We start from the raw sequence: 22,994 nt of genomic DNA, 5'->3' as shown, positions 1-22,994 counted from the left end.
GCCGAGCATTCCCCACTCTCTGTTCCCCTCCTGCGCATTGTCGCGCCTCGCGCGAGTGTGCAGCTCAAAGCCGCCCTCCTGCAGTCTCGAAGGACGTATTCGCCATGGCCGCCTCCCCTGAAAAGCCCGCCCCCGCCGCGCCCCGCCGCAAGGCCGGACGTCACCGCGGCGAGGGTCAGTGGGCTGTTGGCCATATGACGCCGCTCAACGCCAATGAGCAGACGAAGAAGGACGACGACGGTCTCAATGTGCGGACACGCATTGAGACGATCTATGCCCACCGCGGCTTCGACTCGATCGACGGGGCCGACCTCCGCGGGCGTATGCGCTGGTGGGGGCTGTACACCCAGCGCAAGCCCGGCATCGACGGCGGCAAGACCGCGATCCTCGAGCCGGAGGAGCTGGACGACAAGTACTTCATGCTGCGCGTCCGTATCGACGGCGGCCGGCTGACCACCGAGCAGTTGCGGGTCATCGGCGAGATCTCGCAGGAGTTCGCGCGCGGCACCGCCGACATCACCGACCGGCAGAATGTGCAGTACCACTGGATCCGGATCGAGGACGTCCCGGAGATCTGGAATCGGCTTGAGGCCGTGGGACTGTCCACGACCGAGGCCTGCGGTGACACGCCCCGCACGATCCTCGGCTCGCCCGTGGCGGGCGTCGCCGAGAACGAGATCATCGACGGCTCCTCCGCCATCGACGAGATCCACCGCCGCTTCATCGGCAACCCCGCCTACTCGAACCTGCCGCGCAAGTTCAAGACGGCCATCTCCGGATCCCCGCAGCTCGATGTCGCGCACGAGATCAACGACATCGCCTTCGTGGGCGTCAACCACCCCGAGCACGGTCCCGGTTTCGACCTCTGGGTCGGCGGCGGGCTCTCCACCAACCCCAAGCTCGGAGTCCGCCTCGGCGCCTGGGTCCCGCTGGACGAGGTGCCGGACGTGTACGGCGGCGTCATCGGCATCTTCCGTGACTACGGCTACCGCCGGCTGCGCACTCGCGCGCGGCTGAAGTTCCTGGTCGCCGACTGGGGCCCGGAGAAATTCCGCCAGGTCCTGGAGGACGAGTACCTCAAGTACCAGCTTGTCGACGGTCCCGCGCCCGAGGAGCCGTCCGAGACCTGGCGTGACCACCTCGGCGTGTACCGGCAGAAGGACGGCCGCTTCTACGTCGGCTTCGCCCCGCGCGTGGGACGTGTCGACGGAGCGACCCTGACGAAGATCGCCGAGCTTGCCGAAGCGCACGGCTCGGGACGGCTCCGTACCACCACCGAGCAGAAGATGATCGTGCTCGATGTGGCCGAGGACCAGGTCGAGTCGCTCGTCTCCGGTCTCGAGGCGCTGGACCTGCGGGTCAACGCCTCCCCGTTCCGCCGGGGCACGATGGCCTGCACCGGTATCGAGTTCTGCAAGCTGGCGATCGTCGAGACCAAGGCGCGCGGCGCCTCGCTGATCGACGAACTCGAGCGCCGCATCCCCGAGTTCGACCACCCGATCACCATCAACCTCAACGGCTGCCCCAACGCCTGCGCCCGTATCCAGGTCGCCGACATCGGTCTCAAGGGCCAGCTGATGCTGGACAAGGACGGCAACCAGGTCGAGGGCTTCCAGGTGCACCTGGGCGGCGCGCTGGGCCTCGAGGCGGGCTTCGGCCGCAAGGTCCGCGGTCTGAAGGTCACCTCGGCCGAGCTGCCGGACTACGTCGAGCGCGTCCTCAAGCGCTTCCAGGCGGAGCGCGAGGACGGCGAGCGCTTCGCGACCTGGGCCGCGCGTGCGTCCGAGGAGGCCCTGTCATGAGCGAGCGTGCCGCGCCCTTCTACTGCCCGTACTGCGGTGACGAGGACCTGCGTCCGAACGAGCAGGGCCACGGCGCCTGGGAATGCGCAGCCTGCAATCGAGCCTTCCAGTTGAAGTTCCTCGGGCTGCTGTCCCGTGGACTTCAGCGCAACGACGGTGGAGGGAACGAGATATGACGGCGGTTCAGACCAAGGACGAGCTCAAGTCGCTCGCCGAACAGGCCGGGCGGGACCTGGAAGAGACCTCGCCCCTGGACATCCTGAAGTGGGCGGCCGACACCTTCGGGCCGCGCTTCTGCGTCACCTCCTCGATGGAGGACGCGGTGGTGGCCCACCTCGCCTCCCGTGCCTTTCCGGGCGTCGACGTCGTCTTCCTCGACACCGGCTACCACTTCCCCGAGACCATCGGCACGCGTGACGCGGTCGAGGCCGTGATGGACGTCAACGTCATCACGCTCACGCCGCGTCAGTCGGTCGCCGAGCAGGACGCGGAGTACGGCCCGAAGCTGCACGACCGCGACCCCGACCTGTGCTGCGCGCTGCGCAAGGTCAAGCCCCTCGAAGAGGGACTGACCGCGTACGACGCCTGGGCGACGGGGCTGCGCCGCGACGAGTCCCCGACCCGGGCGAACACCCCGGTCGTCGGCTGGGACGAGAAGCGGCAGAAGGTCAAGATCTCGCCGATCGCCCGCTGGACGCAGGAGGACGTGGACACGTACGTCGCCGAGCACGGCGTCCTCACCAACCCGCTGCTGATGGACGGTTACGCCTCCGTGGGCTGCGCGCCCTGCACCCGCCGGGTGCTGGAGGGCGAGGACGCGAGGGCCGGACGCTGGGCCGGGCGCGGCAAGACCGAATGCGGGCTGCACGGATGACGATTCTGGGAGACAAGAACGTGACTGGGGCCACCATCTGGCTCACCGGGCTGCCGAGCGCCGGCAAGACCACCATCGCCTACGAGCTGGCCGGGCGGCTGCGCGCCGAGGGTCACCGGACCGAGGTGCTCGACGGCGACGAGATCCGGGAGTTCCTCTCCGCCGGCCTCGGCTTCAGCCGCGAGGACCGCCACACCAACGTCCAGCGGATCGGCTTCGTCGCCGAACTGCTGGCGTCCAACGGCATCAAGGCGCTCGTGCCGGTGATCGCCCCGTACGAGGACAGCCGCGAGGCCGTCCGCAAGCGCCACGCCACCGAGGGCACGCCGTACGTCGAGGTGCATGTCGCCACTCCGGTGGAGGTCTGCTCCGTACGCGATGTGAAGGGTCTCTACGCCAAGCAGGCCGCCGGTGAGATCAGCGGCCTGACCGGTGTCGACGACCCGTACGAGGAGCCGCAGAACCCGGATCTGCGGATCGAGTCGCACCAGCAGACCGTGCAGGAGTCCGCAGCGGCGCTTCACGCGCTGCTCACCGAGAGGGGTCTGGCATGACGACGGCCGCCACTGTCCACGAAGGCACCGACAGCCCGTACGCCCTGTCGCATCTGGACGCCCTGGAGTCCGAGGCGGTGCACATCTTCCGCGAGGTGGCGGGCGAGTTCGAGCGACCGGTGATCCTCTTCTCCGGCGGCAAGGACTCGATCGTCATGCTGCATCTGGCGCTCAAGGCGTTCGCGCCGGCGCCGGTACCGTTCACCCTGCTGCACGTGGACACCGGGCACAACTTCCCCGAGGTTCTCGAGTACCGCGACCGCACCGTCGCCCAGCACGGGCTGCGGCTGCATGTCGCCTCCGTGCAGGAGTACATCGACGCCGGGAAGCTGCGCGAGCGCCCCGACGGCACCCGTAACCCGCTGCAGACCGTCCCACTGACCGAGGCCATCCAGCAGCACCGCTTCGACGCGGTGTTCGGCGGCGGCCGCCGGGACGAGGAGAAGGCGCGCGCGAAGGAGAGGGTGTTCTCGCTGCGCGACGAGTTCTCGCAGTGGGACCCGCGCAGGCAGCGGCCCGAGCTGTGGCAGCTCTACAACGGCCGCCACGCGCCGGGCGAGCATGTCCGGGTGTTCCCGCTCTCCAACTGGACCGAGCTGGACGTCTGGCAGTACATCGAGCGCGAGAAGATCGAGCTGCCCGAGATCTACTTCGCGCACGAGCGCGAGGTCTTCAAGCGCTCCGGCATGTGGCTGACCGCCGGTGAGTGGGGCGGTCCCAAGGAGAGCGAGAGCGTCGAGACGCGTCTCGTCCGCTACCGCACCGTCGGCGACATGTCCTGCACCGGTGCCGTCGACTCCGACGCCACCACGCTGGACGCCGTGATCACCGAGATCGCCGCATCCCGGCTGACCGAGCGGGGCGCGACCCGCGCCGACGACAAGATGTCCGAGGCCGCGATGGAAGACCGCAAGCGCGAGGGGTACTTCTAACCATGACCACCACGACCGGGCAACTCTCCGGGATCTCAGCCACCACCCTGCTGCGCTTCGCCACCGCCGGGTCCGTCGACGACGGCAAGTCGACCCTGGTGGGGCGGCTGCTGCACGACTCCAAGTCGGTTCTCACCGACCAGCTGGAGGCCGTCGAGCACGCCTCGCGCTCGCGCGGTCAGGAGACGCCCGACCTGGCGCTGCTCACCGACGGTCTGCGGGCCGAGCGGGAGCAGGGCATCACCATCGATGTGGCGTACCGCTACTTCGCCACCCCGCGCAGGCGGTTCATCCTCGCCGACACCCCCGGGCATGTGCAGTACACCCGGAACATGGTCACCGGCGCGTCCACGGCCGAGCTCGCGGTCGTGCTGGTCGACGCGCGCAACGGCGTCGTCGAGCAGACCCGCCGCCATGCCGCGGTCGCAGCCCTGCTGCGCGTCCCGCATGTCGTTCTCGCCGTGAACAAGATGGACCTCGTCGATTACGCCGAGCCCGTCTTCGCTGCGATCGCGGAGGAGTTCACCTCCTACGCGGCGTCGCTCGGCGTTCCGGAGATCACCGCGATCCCGATCTCCGCGCTCGCCGGCGACAATGTGGTGGAGCCCAGCGCCAACATGGACTGGTACGGCGGTCCGACCGTCCTGGAGCACCTGGAGACGGTCCCGGTCAGCCACGATCTGACCGGCTGCCACGCGCGGCTGCCGGTGCAGTACGTGATCCGTCCGCAGACCGCCGAGCACCCCGACTACCGGGGCTACGCGGGCCAGATCGCCGCCGGCACCTTCCGGGTCGGCGAGCAGGTGACCGTTCTGCCGGCGGGCCGCACCTCGAAGATCGCCGGGATCGATCTGCTCGGCGAATCGGTGGACATCGCCTGGACCCCGCAGTCCATCACTCTTCTCCTCGAGGACGACATCGACATTTCGCGTGGCGATCTGATCGTGCCGAGCGGCGACGCGCCCGCGACCACGCAGGACATCGAGGCGACGGTCTGCCATGTCGCGGACCAGCCGCTCACCGTCGGCCAGCGGGTGCTGCTCAAGCACACCACCCGCACGGTCAAGGCGATCGTCAAGGAGATCCCGTCGCGGCTGACCCTTGACGACCTCTCGCAGCACCCGAACCCCGGTCAGCTGGTCGCCAATGACATCGGCCAGGTCAAGGTCCGTACCGCCGAGCCGCTCGCGCTCGACTCGTACGCGGACTCCCGCCGCACCGGGTCATTCCTGCTGATCGACCCCGCGGACGGCACCACACTGGCGGCCGGCATGGCGGGCGACTCCTTCGCCACCAGCGCCGAGGTCGTGCACGAGGCCGACGACGAGGGGTGGGACTTCTGATGACCACCGACTTCTACGCGACGTTCGCGAAGGAGGGCGGCCGCGTCGGCAGCGGCAACCTCGGCGCGGGAACGGGCGGGGTGGCGCGATGTGCGCGATGACGTACGCGCACTGCCTGCGCGCCCGCACCCCCCGCACCCTGCACCGACGAAGACCGCCGACACCCCGGCCACGTCCGAAGTGACGTAAGAACCGGGCCTCCGAGAGGAAACCCTCCCGTGCCTGCCAGCCGTACCACCCTGCACCGCAGCCTCGCCGCTGCCGCCGCCCTTCCGCTGCTCGCCGTGGCGCTCACCGCCTGCGGCTACGGCTCGGACGCCAAGAAGGACGACAAGGTCGCTCCCGCCGCCAAGGGCGAGAAAGTCGGCGGCCTGGACACCGTGAAGGTCGGATACTTCCCGAACCTCACACACGCCACCGCCCTGGTCGGCGACCAGGAAGGCATCATCCAGAAGGAGCTGGGCGGCACGAAGCTGGCCGCCTCGACCTTCAACGCCGGCCCCTCCGAGATCGAGGCGCTGAACGCGGGCTCCATCGACATCGGCTTCATCGGCCCCTCGCCGTCCATCAACGGCTACGTCAAGTCCAAGGGCCAGAGCCTGCGGATCGTCGGCGGCGCCGCGTCCGGCGGTGTGAAGCTCGTCGTCAACCCCAAGAAGATCAAGTCCCTGGACGACATCAAGGGCAAGAAGATCGCCACGCCGCAGCTCGGCAACACCCAGGACGTGGCGTTCCTCAACTGGATCTCCGAGAAGGGCTGGAAGGTCGACGCGCAGAGCGGCAAGGGCGACGTCTCCGTGGTCCGTACGGAGAACAAGGTCACCCCTGACGCCTACAAGTCCGGTGCCATCGACGGCGCGTGGGTGCCGGAGCCGACCGCGTCCAAGCTGGTCAGCGAGGGCGGGAAGGTGCTGCTCGACGAGTCGACGCTGTGGCCCGACAAGAAGTTCGTGATCACGAACATCATCGTGTCGCAGAAGTTCCTCAAGGAGCACCCGGACGTCGTCGAGGCGGTGCTGCGCGGCTCGGTGAAGACCAACGCGTGGATCAACGCCAACCCGGACAAGGCGAAGGCGTCCGCGAACGCCAAGCTCAAGGAGCTCAGCGGCAAGGCTCTGCCGCCCGAGGTCATCGACCCGGCGTGGAAGTCCATCCAGTTCACGGACGACCCGCTGGCCGCGACGCTGCAGGCGGAGGCCGAGCACGCGGTCAAGGCCGGTCTGCTGAAGCAGCCCGACCTCGCCGGGATCTACGACCTGAAGCCGCTGAACAAGGTCCTCAAGGCCGCGGGCAAGCCCGAGGTCGCCGACGCCTCGCTCGGCGTCAAGTAACCCTCGCTCCCCGTTCACTCCCAGGAGGTGACGACCATGGCCCAGACCCTCACCAAGGACAAGGCCCAGGCCGAGGACCGTGCGACGGACCTGCCCGCCGCCCGTCTCGAGCATGTCTCGAAGTCCTTCGCCGGACCTTCCGGGCAGCAGCTCGTGCTGGACGACATCAGTCTCGATGTCGCTCCGGGTGAGTTCGTCACCCTCCTGGGAGCCTCCGGGTGCGGAAAGTCGACGCTGCTCAATCTGGTGGCGGGGCTCGACCGTCCGACCGCGGGGTCCATCGAGACCCCCGGCGGGCGGCCCGCCCTGATGTTCCAGGAGCATGCGCTGTTCCCGTGGCTGACCGCGGGCAAGAACATCGAACTGGCGCTGCGGCTGCGCGGCGTGCCCAAGGGGCAGCGGCGCATCGAAGCGGAGCGGCTGCTTGAGCTCGTACGCCTCCAGGGTTCGTACGACAAGCGGGTGCACGAGCTGTCCGGTGGTATGCGGCAGCGCGTCGCGATGGCGCGGGCCCTGGCGCAGGACAGCCAACTGCTGCTGATGGACGAGCCGTTCGCGGCGCTGGATGCAATCACACGGGACGTACTGCACAACGAGCTGACCCGGATCTGGCGCGAGACGAACGTCTCGGTTCTCTTTGTCACGCACAACGTCCGTGAGGCGGTGCGGCTGGCGGAGCGGGTGGTGCTGCTGTCATCGCGTCCGGGCCGGATCGCCCGGGAGTGGACGGTCGACATCGAGCAGCCGCGCCGTATCGAGGATGCCGCCGTGGCGGAGCTGTCCGTCGAGATCACCGAAGAACTGCGTGGGGAGATCCGCCGACATGGCCAGCACTGACACCACCCCGAAGGTGGCGAAGGCCGACGATCTCGCCGGTCTGGAGGCCGGCCTCGACGCACTCGACGCGGTGCAGGTCAACCGCACACCCGTACGCGAGGTGCTGCTGAAGAAGGTCCTGCCGCCGCTGATCGCCGTCGCGCTGGTGATCGTGGTGTGGCAGGTGCTGGTCTGGGCGAAGGCCACCGAGGAGTACAAGCTGCCCGCGCCGTCCGCGGTGTGGGACAGCGTGTCCCAGATGTGGCTGGAGGGCACACTGCTCGAGGTCGTGTGGACCAGCGTCTCGCGCGGTCTGCTGGGCTTCCTGATGGCGCTGGCCATCGGTACGCCGCTGGGGCTGCTGGTCGCCCGGGTGAAGTTCGTACGGGCGGCGATCGGTCCGATCCTCTCCGGGCTGCAGTCCCTCCCGTCGGTCGCCTGGGTGCCCCCGGCCGTCATCTGGCTCGGCCTCGAACCATCGATGATGTACGCGGTGATCCTGCTGGGCGCGGTGCCGTCCATCGCCAACGGACTGGTGTCCGGTGTCGACCAGGTGCCGCCGCTGTTCCTGCGGGCCGGGCGCACGCTCGGCGCGACCGGGCTGCGCGGAACGTGGCACATAGTGCTGCCGGCCGCGCTGCCCGGCTATGTGGCGGGGCTCAAGCAGGGCTGGGCGTTCTCCTGGCGTTCGCTGATGGCCGCGGAGATCATCGCCTCCTCGCCCGAACTGGGCCTGGGCCTGGGCCAGTTGCTCGAGAACGGCCGCAACAACGCCGACATGCCCGGAGTCTTCCTCGCCATCATTCTGATCCTGATCGTCGGTATCGCGATCGACCTGCTGATCTTCAGTCCGCTGGAGCGGTGGGTGCTGCGCAGCCGCGGTCTCCTTGTGAAGAACTGAGCTCCGCCATGCACCGTCCTGTCCTCCTCGTCATCGCCCACGGCAGCCGCGACCCGCGGCACGCGGCGACCGTGCATGCCCTGGTGGAGCGTGCCCGTTCGCTGCGGCCGGGGCTGCGCGTGGAGACGGGCTTCCTCGACTTCAACGCCCCAACCGTCCCCAGGGTGCTGGAGCGGCTGGCGGCCGAGGGCGTCGAGGATGTGGTCGCGCTCCCGCTGCTGCTGACGCGCGCCTTCCACGCGAAGGCCGACATCCCCGCCGTACTGCACGAGGCTTCGGCGCGGCTGCCGCGCCTGCGGATCCGTCAGGCCGACGTCCTCGGCCCGTCCCCGCTGCTCCTCCGCGCCTTGGAGCGGCGGCTGTACGAGGCCGGGCTCGACCCGTCCCAGAAGAGCTCGGCGGGGCTGGTTCTGGCCTCGGCGGGCTCCACAGCCCCGGAGGCGATCGCAGTGATCGCTGAAATCGCGCGGGAGCTGCGGCACACCGGTTGGTGCGCCGTGCGGCCTGCGTTCGCCTCCGCATCTCTTCCGCGCACCGAGGACGCGGTGCGCGAGCTCCGGGCCGAGGGCGTACGGCAGGTGGCGGTGGCTCCGTATGTCATCGCTCCGGGCTTTCTCCCGGACCGCATCGCCCGCGGGGCCGAGGACGCGGACGTGATCGCCGATGTCCTGGGCGCCGCGCCGGAGCTGGCGCGGCTGCTGCTCCGGCGCTACGACGCGGTGCGGGTCGACCGGCCGCTGGCGGTCACCGCGTGAACATGGCCGCGCTGTCCCCGATCGCCGGACGGGCCGGCCATCAAGCCCACCGCGGATCGCGGCCGCTGTCGGCCAGCGCCCGCTCGAAAGCGGGGGCCTCGTCCGGCTGCGGTACGGGGTCGGCGAAGCCGTCGTACTGGCGGTAGACCTCGGCGTGCTCGTCGACGACGGTCAGGATCAGCGCCGCGGCCGCCTCCGAGATCCGGTGGTCCTGCCCGGTCGCGCGGGCCAGGTCCCAGCCGTGGACGGCCAGTTCCTTGGTGATCAGCGAGGCGATCTCGGGCGCGGGCATCGCGGCGAAACCGAGGTCCACCTCGCCCTCCCAGACGGCCGGATCCGACCATGCGGCGGTGGCGCGGTCCAGCTGAGCCGCGTACTGCTCCGCCCAGTCGGCCTCGGTGGTGAAGTCGCGGCCGGTGAGCTCCTCGGGCAGCTGCTTGCGCAGCGCACGGTGCTCGAGGCCGTGCGAGGAGTAGAGGACGAGATGGTTGACGAGTCCGCGGACGTCCCACTCCTTGCAGGGCGTCGGTGCGGACAGCTGGTCTGCGCTGACGCCGCGGGCGATCCGGGCGGCTTCGGCGGCGCACTCGGTCAGGTACGGGTACACGGTGTCCTTGTCCATGCACAGCACACTATTTTCGGTCGCGGGGCCGGGTCTTGAACAAACGCGACGCCGCCGGACAGCCCCGAGCGGCCCTGGCTCAGTCGAAGGCGAGGCGGCCGGTGCGGGTGCGCTTGAGCTCGAAGAAGTCCGGAAAGCCGGCGATGACACGGAAGCTGTCGAAGAGCCGGGCCGCCTCCTCGCCGCGCGGGATCGAGTTGAGGACCGGGCCGAACCAGACCGTGCCGTCGACATGGATGGTGGGCGTGCCGACATAAGCGTCGGACGCCGGGTCCTTGCCCGCCTCATGGCTGTGGCGTACCGCTTCGTCGTGCGCCGGGTCGTGCGCGGCCTTCGCGAGGGACTCCGGCAGCCCCAGCTCGGCGAGGGCCTCGGCGATGACCTCGTCGAAGTCCTTGTTGCCCTGCTCATGGATACGGGTGCCGAAGGCGGTGTAGAGATCGCGCAGGATCCCGTCGCCGTGCTGCTCGGCCGCGGCGACCGCCACCCGTACCGGGCCGATCGACTTGTCGACCAACTCGCGGTACCAGTCGGGCAGTTCATTGCCGGTGTTGTGCAGATACAGGCTCATCGGCCGGAAGCGCAGCCCGATGTCGCGCTTCCGCTCGACCTCCAGGATCCAGCGGGAGGTGATCCAGGCGAAGGGGCAGGCGGGGTCGAACCAGAAGTCGACCGCGGTCTTGTTTCCCGCAGTGTTCACAGCCCTCAGGCTAGGCCCGGAGTGGACCCAGGACCTGGGCCATTCACGGTATGAATCACTGGGCCACTTCGGCGTCGACGAGTGCGGTCAGCTCGGCGAGGGACATCGATCCTGCGGCCCTGCCTTCGCGGGCGAAGCCGTTGGCGACGCGCTGCAGGGCGTCGTTCACCGGCGTGGGTACGCCGTGGATACGGCCGACCAGGGCGATCTCGCCGTTGAGGTAGTCGGCCTCGATCGTGCCCGTACCGCGGTTGAGGCTCTGCCAGGACGAGCCGCCGCCGCGCTTCGACCCGTCCAGCGGGTCGAAGCGGATCTTGTCGCTCCTGAACTCCTTCTGCTCCGTCTCGCTCACCACCTCGATACCCGCGGCCGCGAGCACCGCGCGGGCCTCCGCCGTCGCACGCCTGGCGAGCCGGACACCGTCCTCGTCGGCGATCACTCCGGTGGCGGCCTCGACGGCGTTGGCGACATTGTTGGTCAGCTTCGCGTACTTCCAGCGCATGACATCAGGGACGACCGGTGCGAGCAGTCCGGACTTCTCCAGGTCGGCGGAGATACGCAGCGCGGTCTCGTCCGCTCCGGACGGATAGCGGCCCAGGTGCAGGATGCCGGTCAGCGGAGCACCGAGAGCCGAGACCGAACCCGGCTCGAGGTAGCTGGCGGGAAGGTAGACACACATGCCGTACACACGGCGGAAGCGGCGCAGGGCGAGGCGCTCGCTCTCCACGCCGTTCTGCGCGCAGACCAGCGGCAGCAGTTCGCCCGCGGTGCCGCCGCCGGCGACGGGCTGCGCGGCCCAGTCCTCCAGCGCGGCCGTGCTGTCCTGCGTCTTCACCGAGAGGAACAGGACGTCGTCCGGGCGCAGTTCGAACGCGCCGGGCCGGTCCACGACGGGCAGCCGGTGCGTACTGGTCCCCTCTGCCGTGGTGAGCCGCAGTCCATTCGTCCGCAGCGCCTCGAAGTGCGCGCCGCGCGCGACGAGCACCACCTCGTGCCCCGCCTCGGCAAGCCGTCCGCCGATGGTGCCGCCGATCGCCCCTGCCCCGATGATGATGTAGCGCATACGTACGAGGCTCGCACATTCGGGTACGGTCCAGCCATGATCTTGGAGACTTTCCGGCTCGGCGGGGAGCGGACCGTACGCCGACTCGGCTACGGCACCGCGCAGCTCGCCGGCCGGGGGTACTGGGGGCCGCGCGGTGAGCGCGCGGACGCCCTCGCGGTGCTGCGGCGGGCGGTCGAGCGAGGCGTCACGCTCATCGACACCGCCGACAACTACGGCCCACACCTTGCCGAGGAGCTCGTCGCCGAGGCGCTGCACCCGTATCCGGCCGACCTGGTCCTCGCGACGAAGGGCGGGGTGGTGCGTACGAGCGACAGTGCCTGGCACATCGCGGGACGGCCCGAGCAGTTGCGCGCGATGTGCGAGGCGAGTCTGCGCCGGCTGCGTACGGAGACGATCGGCCTGTACCAGCTGCACCGACTGGACCCGGAGGTGCCGCTCGCCGAACAACTGGGCACGCTCGAGGAGTTGAGGGCCGAGGGCAAGATCGGGCACATCGGTCTGGACACGGTCACCGCCGGTCAGCTGAGAAAAGCGCTGGCTCTCGCGCCGATCGCCTCGGTGCAGAACCGCTTCAATCTCATCGACCGGGAGTCGGAGGCCGTGCTCGAGGTGTGCGAGGCGAACGGTCTCGCCTTCCTGCCGTGGTTCCCGCTCGCCAATGGAGCCCTGACCGGCGAGAGGGCCGCCGCGCTCGACACGGTCGCCGCACGCCATGGCGCGAGCAGGGGCCAAATCGCCCTCGCCTGGCTGCTGCACCGCTCCCCGGTGCTGTGTCCGACGCCGGGTACCGGATCGCTCGCGCATCTGGAGGAGAACCTGGACGCGGCCACGATCCGGCTCACCCAGGCGGATCTGACGGCCCTTCGGTGACCGGCCCCTCGGTGACCGACCCTCCGGTGACCTGCTCCTTCCTCACTGAGCCCGCGTGCCCTGGTGGAAGTAGAGAAGCCAGTTGCCACTGGTCAGGCGCCACAGCGAACTGCGGTGGGCACGGTGAGCGCCCGACTCCGTGTCGAAGGTCAGATGCACCACGTCCGGTGCGAGCTGTACACCCTTCATCTCCGAGGTGGTGATGGGCCGCGGCGCGGGCACGTCCCGCGCCATGAGGGTGGCGAGGATCGACGCCCGGTCCCAGCGCCTGCCCGAGGTGCCGAACTCCAGGTAGTCCGGGTGGAACAGATCGGCAAGCAGCTGAGGCGAGGAGCGCACCATCGGGTCGAGAAGACGGAATTCCGCCTCCATGGCTCCATGGACGGCCTTGGTGAGATCAGTCACGGGTCAGCTCCACCAGTTTGAGGACGGTGTTCCAGTTACGGCTGGTAGCGACGATGCCCTTGAACAGGCTCGGTCTCGCGAGCGCTTCGGCCAGCTTGGAGCGGCCGAGGCCGTTCGGGGCATACAGATACAGCACCCGGTCGCCGAGCCGGAACTCCTCCGGCAGATGCGCCGATGCGTCGATAGGGGCGAGCCGCTCGGGGCCGACACGCTCCGAGAAGTAGGTGACGTGCAGTTGCCTGCCCTCGAGCGAGGCGGCGGGAAAGGGGCACGCGTCGGCGACCGCCTTCAGATACGTACCGTTGCGCACCAGGCAGTCGACGCCGAAGCCGAACTGCTTCTCGATGGCCCTCTCCAGAGAGGCGCCGAGTGCCTTCTCGTCGTCCGAGTCGCTGGTGAAGACGGCGTTGCCGCTCTGCAGATACGTGGCGACGTCGCCGTGCCCCAGTTCCGCGAGCAGTTCACGGAGTTCCACCATGGGCACCTTCCTGTGCCCGCCCACATTGATCCCGCGCAGCAGGGCCGCATACCTCGTGGTCATCGCCACACAATAAGGCGGCCGCCGCGCCCCGTGGGGGAGGGCACGGCGACCGCCGGTTCAGCGTTGGAGTCCGTCGGCTACTCGACGACCTTCAGCAGCTTGTTGGGCGTGCCCGCGCTGGGGTTGGAGATCTTGTCGGGCGTGGCGCCGTCGGTCAGGGCCTTGGCGACCTGCTCCGGGGTGGCGTCCTTGTGACCGCCGAGGTAGACCGCCGCAGCGCCGACCACATGCGGGGTCGCCATCGAGGTGCCGGAGATGGTCTTCGTACCCTCGTCGCTGTCGTTCCACGACGAGGTGATGTCCGAGCCCGGGGCGTAGATGTCCACGACCGCGCCGAAGTTGGAGAAGTCCGACTGCTGGTCCTCCTTGGTGGAGGAGGCGACGGTGATCGCTTCCTTGACGCGTGCCGGGGAGCCCTGGCTCGCGTCGGCGGACTCGTTGCCGGCCGCGACGGCGAAGGTGACGCCGGAGGCGATCGCCTTGCGGACAGCCTCGTCGAGCGCCTCGTCGGCGCCGCCGCCGAGGCTCATGTTGGCGACGGACGGGCCCTTGTGGTTCTTGGTGACCCAGTCGATTCCCGCGACGACCTGCTCCGTCGTACCGGAGCCGTTGTTGTCGAGGACACGGACGGCGACGACCTTCGCCTTCTTGGCGACACCGTAAGTGGCGCCGGCGATGGTGCCGGCGACATGGGTGCCGTGGCCGTTGCCGTCGTCGGCGGAGTCGTCGTTGTCCACGGCGTCGAAGCCGTGCGTGGCGCGACCCTCGAAGTCCTTGTGGGTGATACGGACTCCGGTGTCGATGACGTACGCCGTCACACCCTCGCCCGCGCTGTCCGGGTAGGTGTACTTCTTGTCGCCGACCGTGTCGGCCTGGTCGATCCGGTCGATGCCCCAGGACGGCGGATTGTCCTGGGTCGCGTTGATCGAGAACTTCTTGTTCTGGACGACCTTGGCGACGGACGGGTCGGCGGCGAGGCGCTTGGCCTCGGTCTCCGTGAGGCCGCTGGCGGAGAAGCCGTTGATGGCGGAGCTGTAGTTGCGCTGCAGCTTGCCGCCGTACTCCTTGGCCAGGTCCTGCTTGTCGGCCTTCTTGTCCAGCATCACGATGTAGCTGCCGTCGATCGCGCCTGCGGCATGCGCACCGTAGATGGTGCCCTGTGGGGAGGGCGCCGCGCCGGCGAACGAGGTGTTGAGTACGGTCACTCCGGCTGCGGCAGCCACGGCGGTTATCGCCGCGGTGAGCTTGATCCTGCTCGCGCGCTTGTGAGTTGCCATGAAGAGGGGGCTCCTCGTCATCATTTGTGGGGGGATTGCCCTTCGGACGGAAAATCTCCGGGGGCTGATTCGAAACCCTGACCGATTGACGCGCCCAGATCAAGACCTTCATACAGCTGTGACTTACTCAACAAGGTTTCGTAATAATGAATCGGCCAGGGCCTCACAAGTCGGACTTCACCCCCAACCCCCTTTAGATGTAAGGGGCTTCGATCCTTCTTGTCGGGGATCCGACCGGTCCGAAAGGAGGAGAGAACCACCTCGCCGGGTCACCGGCAAGCAGGAGGAGACGGCCTGAATGTGCCCTTACCTTCGAAGCGGAGACAACGGCGAGGCGCCGACGTCATTTCGAGGGGGCAGGACCGTCATGGGGAAAGCAGGAAGAGGTCCGCGCGGAATCGCCGCGCGGGCCGGCGGCTGGAGCGCGCGACACCGCTGGGCGGCAGTGGGAATCTGGGTGTTGTTCGTCATTCTCGCCATGGCGGCCGGCTCGGCAGCGGGCACCGTCAAGCTCAAGGACAGCGAACAGCTGAAGGGTGAGACCACCCAGGCCGCGAAGATCACAGCGGAGGCGGGCGTCGAGGAGCCGGCCGGCGAGACGGTGCTCGTCCAGGCGCGCAACGGCTCGGTGAAGGCTACCGACGCGGGATTCCGCAAGGCCGTCGACGAGGTGATGAAGGCGGTCGGCGGCACGGGCGCGGTCACCGGGGTGACGTCTCCGTACGACACCAAGAGCATCTCGAAGGACGGGCGCAGCGCGCTCGTCCAGTTCGATGTGCGCGGGGACCCCGAGACGGCGGGTGACCGGATCGAACCGGTACTCAAGGCCGTTGCCACGGTCCAGGACGGGCACAAGGAGCTGCGGATCGAGGAGATCGGCGGCGCCAGCATGCGAAAGACCTTCGACGACGCGTTCGGCGACGACTTCCAGCAGGCGGAGCTCTCGGCGGTGCCGGTCGCGCTCGGCATTCTGCTGATCGCCTTCGGCGCGCTGGTGGCCGCACTGCTGCCGGTAGCTCTGGCCATCACCGCGATCATGGCGACGATGGGGCTGATGGGCATCGTCAGCCACTTCCAGCCGATGAGTGACAGCGCAAGCTCCGTGATGCTGCTGGTGGGTCTGGCGGTCGGCGTCGACTACTGCCTGTTCTATCTGCGGCGCGAGCGCGAGGAGCGGGCCGCAGGACGCGACGCGCACACGGCGATGCAGATCGCTGCGGCGACCAGTGGCCGGGCCGTCATCGTCTCCGGTGTGACGGTGTGCGTGGCGATGGCCGGCATGCTCTTCACCGGCATCGGCACGTTCGAGTCGATGGGCCTGGCCTCGCTGATCGTGGTGGCCGTGGCGATGGTCGGCTCGGTGACGGTGCTGCCGGCGCTGCTCTCGCTGCTCGGCGAACGGGTGGAGAAGGGGCGGATCCCCTTCCTCAGCCGCATGAAGCGCGGCGTGAACGGCACGAACAGCGGCAGCCGGGTGTGGAACCGGGTCCTCGGCGGCGTACTGAAGCGTCCCGCGGTGTCGCTGGTGGTGGCCGCGGGAGCGCTGGTCGCCATCGCACTGCCCGCGCTCGGCATGAAGACGCAGAACCTCACGCTGGACCAGGAGTTCGGCGACTCGGTGCCGATCGTGGCGACATACGGGCGGATCAACGAGGCGTTCCCGGGTGGTGCGGACCCGGCGGCGGTCATCGTCAAGGCGGACGACATCAACGCGACGCCGGTGAAGCAGGCGATCGACGACTTCCGTAAGCAGGCGGTGAGTTCGGGCGCGTCCCGGGGGCCCATCGAGGTGGTCCGGCACGACGCGCAGAACCTCGCCTTCGTATACGTACCGCTGGTGGGCGGCTCCGACCAGGACAAGGCGGAGAAGAGTCTGGGCATCCTGCGCGACACGGTCAGGCCGGCCACGCTCGGCAGGGTCGACGGCCTCCAGGCGCCGATCACCGGTCAGGTCGCGGGCTCGAAGGACTTCAACGACCAGCTCACCGGGGCGGTGGCACCCGTCTTCGCCTTTGTGGTGGTGTTCGCCTTCATCCTGATGCTGCTGTCGTTCAGGTCGCTGACGATCGCGATCACCTCGATCGTGCTCAACCTGCTGTCGGTGGGCGCGGCGTACGGCATCCTCACCGCGGTCTTCCAGCACGGCTGGGGCGCGTCGCTGGTCGGCGCGGAGGGCGTGGGCGCCATCATCACGTGGCTGCCGCTGTTCCTCTTCGTGATCCTTTTCGGACTCTCGATGGACTACCACGTGTTCGTGGTGTCCCGGATCCGCGAGGCGAAAATGCAGGGGCGTGGTACGCGGGAGGCGATCACCCATGGCGTGGTGACGACGGCGGGCGTGGTGACGAGCGCGGCGGTCATCATGGTTGCGGTGTTCGCGATCTTCGGCACGCTGTCGATGCAGTCGATGAAGCAGATGGGCGTCGGCCTCGCGGCGGCGGTTCTGATCGACGCGACGGTCATCCGCGGGGTGCTGCTCCCGGCGATCATGGCGCTGCTGGGTGACCGGAACTGGTACTTCCCGAAGTGGCTGCGGTGGCTGCCGGATCTGACGCATGACGAGTCGGCGGTGGCGCCGCCGGTTGGGGCGCCGGTGGGGACGCCGCGCCACGACGACGGCCGACCGGAACCGGCCCGCGTCTGAGGCGGGTTTGATGCCCCCCGCGGCCCGGGAGCGCGCGCTCCCGGGCCGCGGGTGTTTTGCGCGGCGCGGGTCCCCTGGCGGGGCGCGGGTCCGGCGTGCTTGGGCGTGCCCGGTCTTGTGTCGGTGGCCGTCCGGGGTCCGCTCCGGGGCTCGTGTCCTGGACTGCTTTCCTCACCGCGCTTCGCGCGAGTTGCGACGCTTTACGTCCCGAACACGACCCCTGCGCGTCCCCCTGCCAGGGACAGGCCCGGCACCCGCCGGGCGCCCGTCGGCGTTCGGTGCCCCCGCGTTCGCGGCACGAAGCCGCCGGTCGGGGGCGAGCCCCCGGGTCTGTGGTCTGCGACGCGAAGCCGCCGCACCGGGGGTGTCGGGGCGTCAGCCTCCAACGTTCTCCCACTCGGAGTGGGACCTTCTATCTGCGGCCGCGGCGCAAAGCAGCCGCTGCGGGGTGCGGGGGGCGTCAGCTCCCTCAGCAGGGGGCCAGGGGGCACCCCCCAGTTTCGGGAAGGGGCGGGGTGGGGGATAAAACGGACCCGCACCCCCGGGCGTCAGCGTTGGTAGCGGGACAGCACCAGGTTGCCGTCGTTGACGAGGCGGTTCTCCAGCTCGGCCGCGTCGATCGCACCGCTGTAGTACTCCTGCAGCGCCGGCGTCGCGACCTTGTCCTTCCACTCCGGGTAGCCCCGCACCGACTGGGCCGGCGCTGAGCGCAGATCCCGCGCGAGCGCGGCGCCCGTGGACCAGCCCTCCTTCTCGGTGTGCAGGGCCGGGTCCGCCAGTGCCTTCGTACCCGTCGGCAGCATCCAGTCGCCCTTCGCCAGCCGCACCATGTTCCGTGGCTGGAGCATGAAGTCGATGAACTCGGCCGCCTCCTTCTTGTGCGGGCTGTCCTCGGCGACAGAGAGGGTCTGCGGGCTCACGCCCTGGGTGAGCCCACCGGCTCCCGCAGGGGCGGGCAGCACCTGCCACTCGAAGCCCTTCGGTGCCTGCTGGACGATCTGCTGGCGGTAGGAGAAACCGAGCGGGACCATCGCGTACTTGCCGCCGAAGAAGCCCGGCAGGGTGTCGGAGCCGCCCGAGCCGAGAGTGGTGCGCGATGCGCTCCCGTCGGTGTTGACCTGTGCGTTGATGGTGCGGGGCACCACCTGGTCGGCCGCGTCGAAGCGGACCTCGACCTTGCCGTCCGCGCCACGGCGGAAGACCTGACCGCCGGTGGAGAGGGAGAGGTTGAGAGTGGCCGAGACCGGCTCCTTGAGCGGCCAGGCGACACCGTACTTCCCCTCCCCCATCTTCTCCGTGAGCGTCTTGGTGACCTGGCGGAACTCCTCCCAGCTCCACGGCTTCCCGGCCGTCGGAATGCGGACCCCTGAGGAGTCGAGGATCTTCTTGTTGGCGATGAGAACGCGCGGTTCCTGGAGAAAAGGCACGCCGTAGACCCCCTTGGCGAAGGTCGCCGTCTCCCAACTCTGCCGCGGGATGTCCGACGTGAGGCGCTCCGGCAGCAGCCCACTCAGATCGGCGAGGTAGCCGCCGTACGCGAAGTCGGCGAGGTCGTCGGAGGCGTCATGGATGATGTCCGGCGCCTCGCCGCCCTCGAAAGAGGTCAGCAGCTGGTCATGGATGCTGTCCCAACTGCCCTGGACGTACTCCACCTGGACGTCGGGGTGGCTCGTGTTCCACTCCTTCACCAGGTCCTTGTTGGCGTCGACGGACTCGTCCTGCCAGGCCAGGGACTGGAAGCGGAGCCTGATCCTTCCGCTGTCGGCTCCATCGTCGGCGGAGCAGCCGGTCAGCAGTAGCGCGCACACGGCGGCCGCGGCCGCGACTCTCCGCATCAGCTCTTCACCGCCCCTGTCAGCATCCCGCCCGTGATCCGCTTCTGGATGATCGCGAAGATGACGAGCGAGGGCATCGTCGCGAGGAACGCGGCAGCGGCAAGCGGCCCGAGATCCGCGACGCCCTCCGCGCCGAGGAAGTGCGTGAGGACGACCGGCAAGGTCTGCTTCTCCGGAGTCTTGAGCAGGACGAGCGCGAAGAAGAACTCGTTCCATGCGGTGATGAAGGCGAACAGCGCGGTGGCGACGATGCCGGGCGCGAGCAGCGGGGCGGTGACCGAGACGAGCGTGCGGAGCTTGCCCGCGCCGTCGACGGACGCCGCCTCCTCCAGCTCGCGCGGCACGGCCCGTACGTACCCGACCAGCATCCAGAGCGCGAACGGCAGCGACCAGACGACATACACCATGATCAGACCGAACAGTGTGTTGATCAGATGCAGGTTCTTCAGGATCAGGAACAGCGGAATGATCACCAGGACGAACGGGAACGCCTGACTGACCACGACCCAGCCGGTGGCTGCGGCGGAGAGCCTGTTGCGGTTGCGGGCCATGGCGTAGGCCATGGGCGTCGCGATCACGACGGCGATCAGCGCGGCGGACAGGGCCGCGATCAGGCTGTTGCCGGCGGCCTGGAGGAGCGGCTGCTCGTCGAAGGCCTGCCGGAAGTTGGCGAGGGTGGGGTCGTTCGGAATCCAGGTGGGGTGCAGCGAGCCCAGTTCGCGCGGCGGTTTGAAGGCGGTGGAGATCAGCCAGAGGAAAGGGAACGCGAGGAAGACGAGGTAGCAGAGGAGCGCCACGTACTGGCCGGCGCGGCCGGACCTGCTGGTGCGCAGCGTTGTCACTGCTCCGCCCCTTCCTTGAGCCGTCCTACGAGGTAGAGCGCGAGCATCACCGAGATCACCGCGACCATGATGCAGCCCATCGCGGCGGCGTAGCCGAACTGGCCGTAGCGGAAGGCCTCTTCGTAGGCGAAGAGCATGGGGAGGCGGGTGCGGCCGCCGGGTCCGCCGGTGGTGAGCACGTACACCAGGGCGAAGGAGTTGACGTTCCAGATGAGGTTGAGCGCGGTGATGGCCAGCGCGACGGGCTTGAGAGCGGGCCAGGTGACGGTACGGAACCGGCGCCAGGCACCGGCGCCGTCGAGCGCGGCGGCCTCGTGGAGCTCGTGCGGGGTGTTCTGAAGTCCGGCGAGCAGCGCGACGGTGGTCTGCGGCATACCTGCCCAGATCCCGACGACGATCACGGCGGGCAGCGCGGTGGCGAGTCCGGTCAGCCAGTCCCGTCCGTCTCCGAGCCCGAAGTCACGGATGGTCTCGTTCAGGATGCCCGCGTCGGGGTTGTATACAAGCCGCCACATGATGCCGACGACGACCTCGGGCATGGCCCAGGGGATGATCGCCAGGGCGCGCGCCAGCCAGCGGAAGCGGAGGTTCTGGTTGAGCAGGAGAGCCAGACCGAGCGCGAGCAGGAACTGTGGGACCGTCACGCCGATCGCCCAGAGCAGACCGATCCTGAACGAGTCCCAGAAGAGCGTGTCGTGAAGCAGGTCCTGGAAGTTCAGCGTCCCGATCCACTGGGTGGGCTCGGTGCGGCCCGCCTGGGAATCGGTGAAGGCGAGCGATATGCCGTAGAGCAGCGGCCCGACGCTCAGCACCAGAATCGGGATCAGGGCAGGCAGCACCAGGAACCAGGCCCCGTGGTCCGGCTGCTTCATGGACCGCGCATTCCGGGGCCGCGGCTTACTGGACCGCGGCGTTGCCGTCGCCAATGTCACGGATCCGACTCCTTTGGGCGGCCCATCCTGGTCCGGCCGCCCAGGCGGCCTCCGTCATCGTGCTGACGGTTCGTCGGTTCGTCAACCCAACCTGCATGGATGCGAGACTTTGGCGGATTCGTGCGAGCGGCGGGAGCGGTGGGAGAGACCAATGGACGAGACACGAGCGCGCGCGGTGCTGGCGGCTGCGGGACTTCCTGCCGATGCGGCGCTGCTCGCGCTCGGCGAGAACGCGGTGTTCGGGGCGGGCGAGGTGGTCGTCAAGGTCGGCCGGGACGCGGAGCTGATGGCGCGTGCGGAGCGCGAACTGGCCGTGGGGGCGTGGCTGTCGGAGGCGGGCGTGCCCGCGGTCCGGTCGGCCGAGCCGAAGGCCCGCCTGGTGGAGGGCCATCCGGTGACAGTCTGGCACCGGCTGCCGGATGCGGTGCGTCCGGCGGAGCCCGCGGATCTGGCGCGGCTGCTGCGCCGGATCCATGCGCTTGAATCCCCGTCCTTCTCCCTTCCGCGGCGGGAACTGCTCGGGGGCGTCGAGCGCTGGCTGCGTCTTGCGGGCGAGGCGATCGACCCGGCCGACGCGGACTATCTGCGCAAGCGCCGCGACGGTTTTGCCGAGGCCGCGTCCGCGCTCACCCCACATCTGCCGCCGGGCCCGATCCACGGCGACGCACTGCCCCGCAACGTCCATGTGGGCCCGGACGGCCCGGTCCTGGTGGACCTGGAAACATTCTCGTCGGACCTCCGCGAGCACGACCTGGTGGTCATGGCGTTGTCTCGCGACCGCTACGGACTGGCGCCCGACGCGTATGAGTCGTTCACCGAGGCGTACGGCTGGGACGTCCGTGAGTGGCCCGGGTGCGCGGTCCTGCGCGGTGCCCGCGAAACGGCAAGCTGCGCATGGGTGGCGCAGCACGCCCCGACGAACCCGGCTGCGCGGGAGGAGTTCGCTCGGCGGGTCGCGTCACTGCGTGAGGGTGCGGAGAGGGTGCGCTGGCACGCCTTCTGACGGTACGAAGGCGGACGCCCGCGGCGGGGCTTGCTCCCCCACCCCGCCCCTTCCCGTAACCAAGGGGCTTCGCCCCTGGGACCCGAACGCGCTTCGCGTGTGTCCTCAATCGCAGGACGGGCTTGATTTCAGGCCTCGCCGGCGATTGAGGGAGAAGACCCGGGCTCAGCCCACCGACGGCACCAGCTCCCGCACCGGCCAGGATGCGTCCACCACCGCGTCCGCGCTGCCCTTCTTCCGCAGGAAGCGCTGGAAGTCCGTCGCCCACTCCGCGTACCATTCGACCTGGCGCTCATGCAGTTCCGCCGGAGTCAACGCCGCAACCGGGCCGTGCCGTTCGGCTATCGCCTGGGCCACCCGCACCGCCGCCAGTGCGTCCGCGGACGCATCGTGGGCCGTGCCCAGGACCACGCCGTACTCGACGCAGACCGCCTCCAGTGTGCGCTTGCCCTTGCGGTAACGGTCGACCGCCCGGTCAATGGTGTACGGGTCGATCACCGGGCCGATCGGGCGGCCCGAAAGGCGGTCCGTCAGGGAGGGCAGCTCGTGGCGCTGCAACTCCGCCGTCAGCAGCGTCAGATCGAATGCCGCGTTGTACGCGACGACCGGCACCCCCTGCGCCCAGTACCCGCTCAGCGTCTCCGCGATCTCGTCCGCCACCTCGCGCGCCGGGCGGCCCTCCGCCGTAGCCCGCTCGCTGCTGATGCCGTGGATCGCCGACGCCTGCGCCGGGATGCGGATGCCCGGGTCCGCCAGCCAGCCCCGCCGCCGGACCGGCTCCCCCGACTGCACCCCGACGATCGCCGCCGTCACGATCCGCGCTTCCAGCGGCTCCGTACCCGTCGTCTCCAGATCGAAGCCGATCAGCGGTTCCCCGTGCCAAGCCATCGTGGCCCTCCTTCGTGGTGCGGTGGTGCGTTCCCCCGTGGACTTTCACCCTCCCACGCGC

Annotated in this window: 23 protein-coding genes; 13 read left to right on the top strand and 10 right to left on the bottom strand. The window is 69.2% G+C overall.

The features are described from left to right. Nucleotides 1–104: 104 nt before the first annotated feature. The 10 genes from OG735_RS32650 to OG735_RS32605 all read left to right on the top strand — a co-directional run bounded on the left by OG735_RS32650 (nt 105) and on the right by OG735_RS32605 (nt 9,308). Complete coding sequence (locus tag OG735_RS32650) at nt 105–1,802, top strand: nitrite/sulfite reductase (protein ID WP_327326730.1); 1,698 nt, start codon at nt 105–107, stop codon at nt 1,800–1,802. Then, the gene (locus OG735_RS32645) at nt 1,799–1,978 is read left to right on the top strand and encodes a hypothetical protein (RefSeq protein WP_327326729.1); all 180 of its coding nucleotides are present in this window, start codon (nt 1,799–1,801) and stop codon (nt 1,976–1,978) included. Before OG735_RS32650 ends, OG735_RS32645 begins: the two co-directional genes overlap by 4 nt. Next, nucleotides 1,975–2,676 carry a phosphoadenylyl-sulfate reductase gene (locus tag OG735_RS32640; protein ID WP_327326728.1) on the top strand — a complete coding sequence of 234 codons (702 nt, stop codon included), beginning with the start codon at nt 1,975–1,977 and terminating at the stop codon, nt 2,674–2,676. The genes OG735_RS32645 and OG735_RS32640 overlap by 4 nt, the downstream gene beginning before the upstream one ends. Then, nucleotides 2,673–3,230, top strand: coding sequence for an adenylyl-sulfate kinase (cysC, locus tag OG735_RS32635; protein WP_327326727.1), 558 nt, complete (start codon nt 2,673–2,675; stop codon nt 3,228–3,230). Before OG735_RS32640 ends, cysC begins: the two co-directional genes overlap by 4 nt. Further along, entirely contained in the window at nt 3,227–4,162 is a 936-nt protein-coding gene (gene cysD / locus OG735_RS32630) for a sulfate adenylyltransferase subunit CysD (protein ID WP_327326726.1), read from the top strand. The genes cysC and cysD overlap by 4 nt, the downstream gene beginning before the upstream one ends. Before the next feature lie 2 nt (nt 4,163–4,164). Beyond that, a complete protein-coding gene (locus OG735_RS32625) occupies nt 4,165–5,505 on the top strand; it encodes a sulfate adenylyltransferase subunit 1 (RefSeq protein ID WP_327326725.1) in 1,341 nt (446 codons plus the stop codon). Nucleotides 5,506–5,723: 218 nt separating this feature from the next. Then, a complete protein-coding gene (locus OG735_RS32620) occupies nt 5,724–6,836 on the top strand; it encodes an aliphatic sulfonate ABC transporter substrate-binding protein (RefSeq protein ID WP_327326724.1) in 1,113 nt (370 codons plus the stop codon). A 36-nt stretch (nt 6,837–6,872) separates the two neighbouring features. Further along, complete coding sequence (locus OG735_RS32615) at nt 6,873–7,673, top strand: ABC transporter ATP-binding protein (protein WP_327326723.1); 801 nt, start codon at nt 6,873–6,875, stop codon at nt 7,671–7,673. Then, nucleotides 7,660–8,553, top strand: a complete 894-nt coding sequence (locus OG735_RS32610; RefSeq protein WP_327326722.1) for an ABC transporter permease — start codon at nt 7,660–7,662, stop codon at nt 8,551–8,553. The genes OG735_RS32615 and OG735_RS32610 overlap by 14 nt, the downstream gene beginning before the upstream one ends. 8 nt (nt 8,554–8,561) lie before the next feature. Continuing rightward, the gene (locus tag OG735_RS32605; RefSeq protein ID WP_327326721.1) at nt 8,562–9,308 is read left to right on the top strand and encodes a sirohydrochlorin chelatase; all 747 of its coding nucleotides are present in this window, start codon (nt 8,562–8,564) and stop codon (nt 9,306–9,308) included. Between the two features lie 40 nt (nt 9,309–9,348). Here OG735_RS32605 and OG735_RS32600 read toward each other — a convergent pair whose 3' ends face one another. The 3 genes from OG735_RS32600 to OG735_RS32590 all read right to left on the bottom strand — a co-directional run bounded on the left by OG735_RS32600 (nt 9,349) and on the right by OG735_RS32590 (nt 11,693). Continuing rightward, nucleotides 9,349–9,930: a TIGR03086 family metal-binding protein gene (locus OG735_RS32600; RefSeq protein ID WP_327326720.1), complete on the bottom strand. Its 582-nt coding sequence runs from the start codon at nt 9,928–9,930 to the stop codon at nt 9,349–9,351. Nucleotides 9,931–10,009: 79 nt separating this feature from the next. Next, nucleotides 10,010–10,630 (bottom strand): mycothiol-dependent nitroreductase Rv2466c family protein, encoded by a 621-nt coding sequence (locus tag OG735_RS32595; protein WP_327326719.1) that lies wholly within the window; start codon nt 10,628–10,630, stop codon nt 10,010–10,012. A gap of 55 nt (nt 10,631–10,685) precedes the next feature. Continuing rightward, a complete protein-coding gene (locus OG735_RS32590) occupies nt 10,686–11,693 on the bottom strand; it encodes a ketopantoate reductase family protein (RefSeq protein ID WP_327326718.1) in 1,008 nt (335 codons plus the stop codon). A 36-nt stretch (nt 11,694–11,729) separates the two neighbouring features. On the opposite strand from OG735_RS32590, the gene OG735_RS32585 reads away from it, so the two are divergent. After that, the gene (locus OG735_RS32585; protein WP_327326717.1) at nt 11,730–12,566 is read left to right on the top strand and encodes an aldo/keto reductase; all 837 of its coding nucleotides are present in this window, start codon (nt 11,730–11,732) and stop codon (nt 12,564–12,566) included. Nucleotides 12,567–12,608: 42 nt separating this feature from the next. Here OG735_RS32585 and OG735_RS32580 read toward each other — a convergent pair whose 3' ends face one another. The 3 genes from OG735_RS32580 to OG735_RS32570 all read right to left on the bottom strand — a co-directional run bounded on the left by OG735_RS32580 (nt 12,609) and on the right by OG735_RS32570 (nt 14,789). Further along, nucleotides 12,609–12,971, bottom strand: a complete 363-nt coding sequence (locus tag OG735_RS32580) for a nuclear transport factor 2 family protein (RefSeq protein WP_327326716.1) — start codon at nt 12,969–12,971, stop codon at nt 12,609–12,611. Continuing rightward, a complete protein-coding gene (locus OG735_RS32575) occupies nt 12,964–13,512 on the bottom strand; it encodes a DUF1697 domain-containing protein (protein ID WP_327326715.1) in 549 nt (182 codons plus the stop codon). Before OG735_RS32575 ends, OG735_RS32580 begins: the two co-directional genes overlap by 8 nt. 77 nt (nt 13,513–13,589) lie before the next feature. Further along, entirely contained in the window at nt 13,590–14,789 is a 1,200-nt protein-coding gene (locus tag OG735_RS32570) for a S8 family peptidase (protein ID WP_327326714.1), read from the bottom strand. 367 nt (nt 14,790–15,156) lie between these two features. Here OG735_RS32570 and OG735_RS32565 point away from each other — a divergent pair, with 367 nt between their 5' ends. Next, nucleotides 15,157–17,433 (top strand): MMPL family transporter, encoded by a 2,277-nt coding sequence (locus OG735_RS32565; protein WP_327326713.1) that lies wholly within the window; start codon nt 15,157–15,159, stop codon nt 17,431–17,433. A gap of 548 nt (nt 17,434–17,981) precedes the next feature. On the opposite strand, the gene OG735_RS32560 is transcribed toward OG735_RS32565, so the two are convergent. The 3 genes from OG735_RS32560 to OG735_RS32550 are packed head-to-tail and all read right to left on the bottom strand — an operon-like array spanning nt 17,982 to nt 20,982. Further along, nucleotides 17,982–19,268: an ABC transporter substrate-binding protein gene (locus OG735_RS32560; protein ID WP_327326712.1), complete on the bottom strand. Its 1,287-nt coding sequence runs from the start codon at nt 19,266–19,268 to the stop codon at nt 17,982–17,984. After that, nucleotides 19,268–20,110 carry a carbohydrate ABC transporter permease gene (locus tag OG735_RS32555; RefSeq protein WP_327326711.1) on the bottom strand — a complete coding sequence of 281 codons (843 nt, stop codon included), beginning with the start codon at nt 20,108–20,110 and terminating at the stop codon, nt 19,268–19,270. Before OG735_RS32555 ends, OG735_RS32560 begins: the two co-directional genes overlap by 1 nt. Beyond that, a complete protein-coding gene (locus OG735_RS32550) occupies nt 20,107–20,982 on the bottom strand; it encodes a carbohydrate ABC transporter permease (RefSeq protein WP_327326710.1) in 876 nt (291 codons plus the stop codon). The genes OG735_RS32555 and OG735_RS32550 overlap by 4 nt, the downstream gene beginning before the upstream one ends. A 211-nt stretch (nt 20,983–21,193) precedes the next feature. On the opposite strand from OG735_RS32550, the gene OG735_RS32545 reads away from it, so the two are divergent. After that, nucleotides 21,194–22,045, top strand: a complete 852-nt coding sequence (locus tag OG735_RS32545; RefSeq protein WP_327326709.1) for a phosphotransferase enzyme family protein — start codon at nt 21,194–21,196, stop codon at nt 22,043–22,045. 165 nt (nt 22,046–22,210) lie between these two features. Here OG735_RS32545 and OG735_RS32540 read toward each other — a convergent pair whose 3' ends face one another. Then, nucleotides 22,211–22,933: a 3'-5' exonuclease gene (locus OG735_RS32540; protein WP_327326708.1), complete on the bottom strand. Its 723-nt coding sequence runs from the start codon at nt 22,931–22,933 to the stop codon at nt 22,211–22,213. Nucleotides 22,934–22,994 lie beyond the last annotated feature (61 nt).

The sequence above is a fragment of the Streptomyces sp. NBC_01210 genome, from assembly GCF_036010325.1.
Lineage (GTDB): Bacteria > Actinomycetota > Actinomycetes > Streptomycetales > Streptomycetaceae > Streptomyces.
The sequence above is the reverse complement of the archived record's forward strand: the minus strand, read 5'-3'. Positions and strand labels throughout refer to the sequence as shown.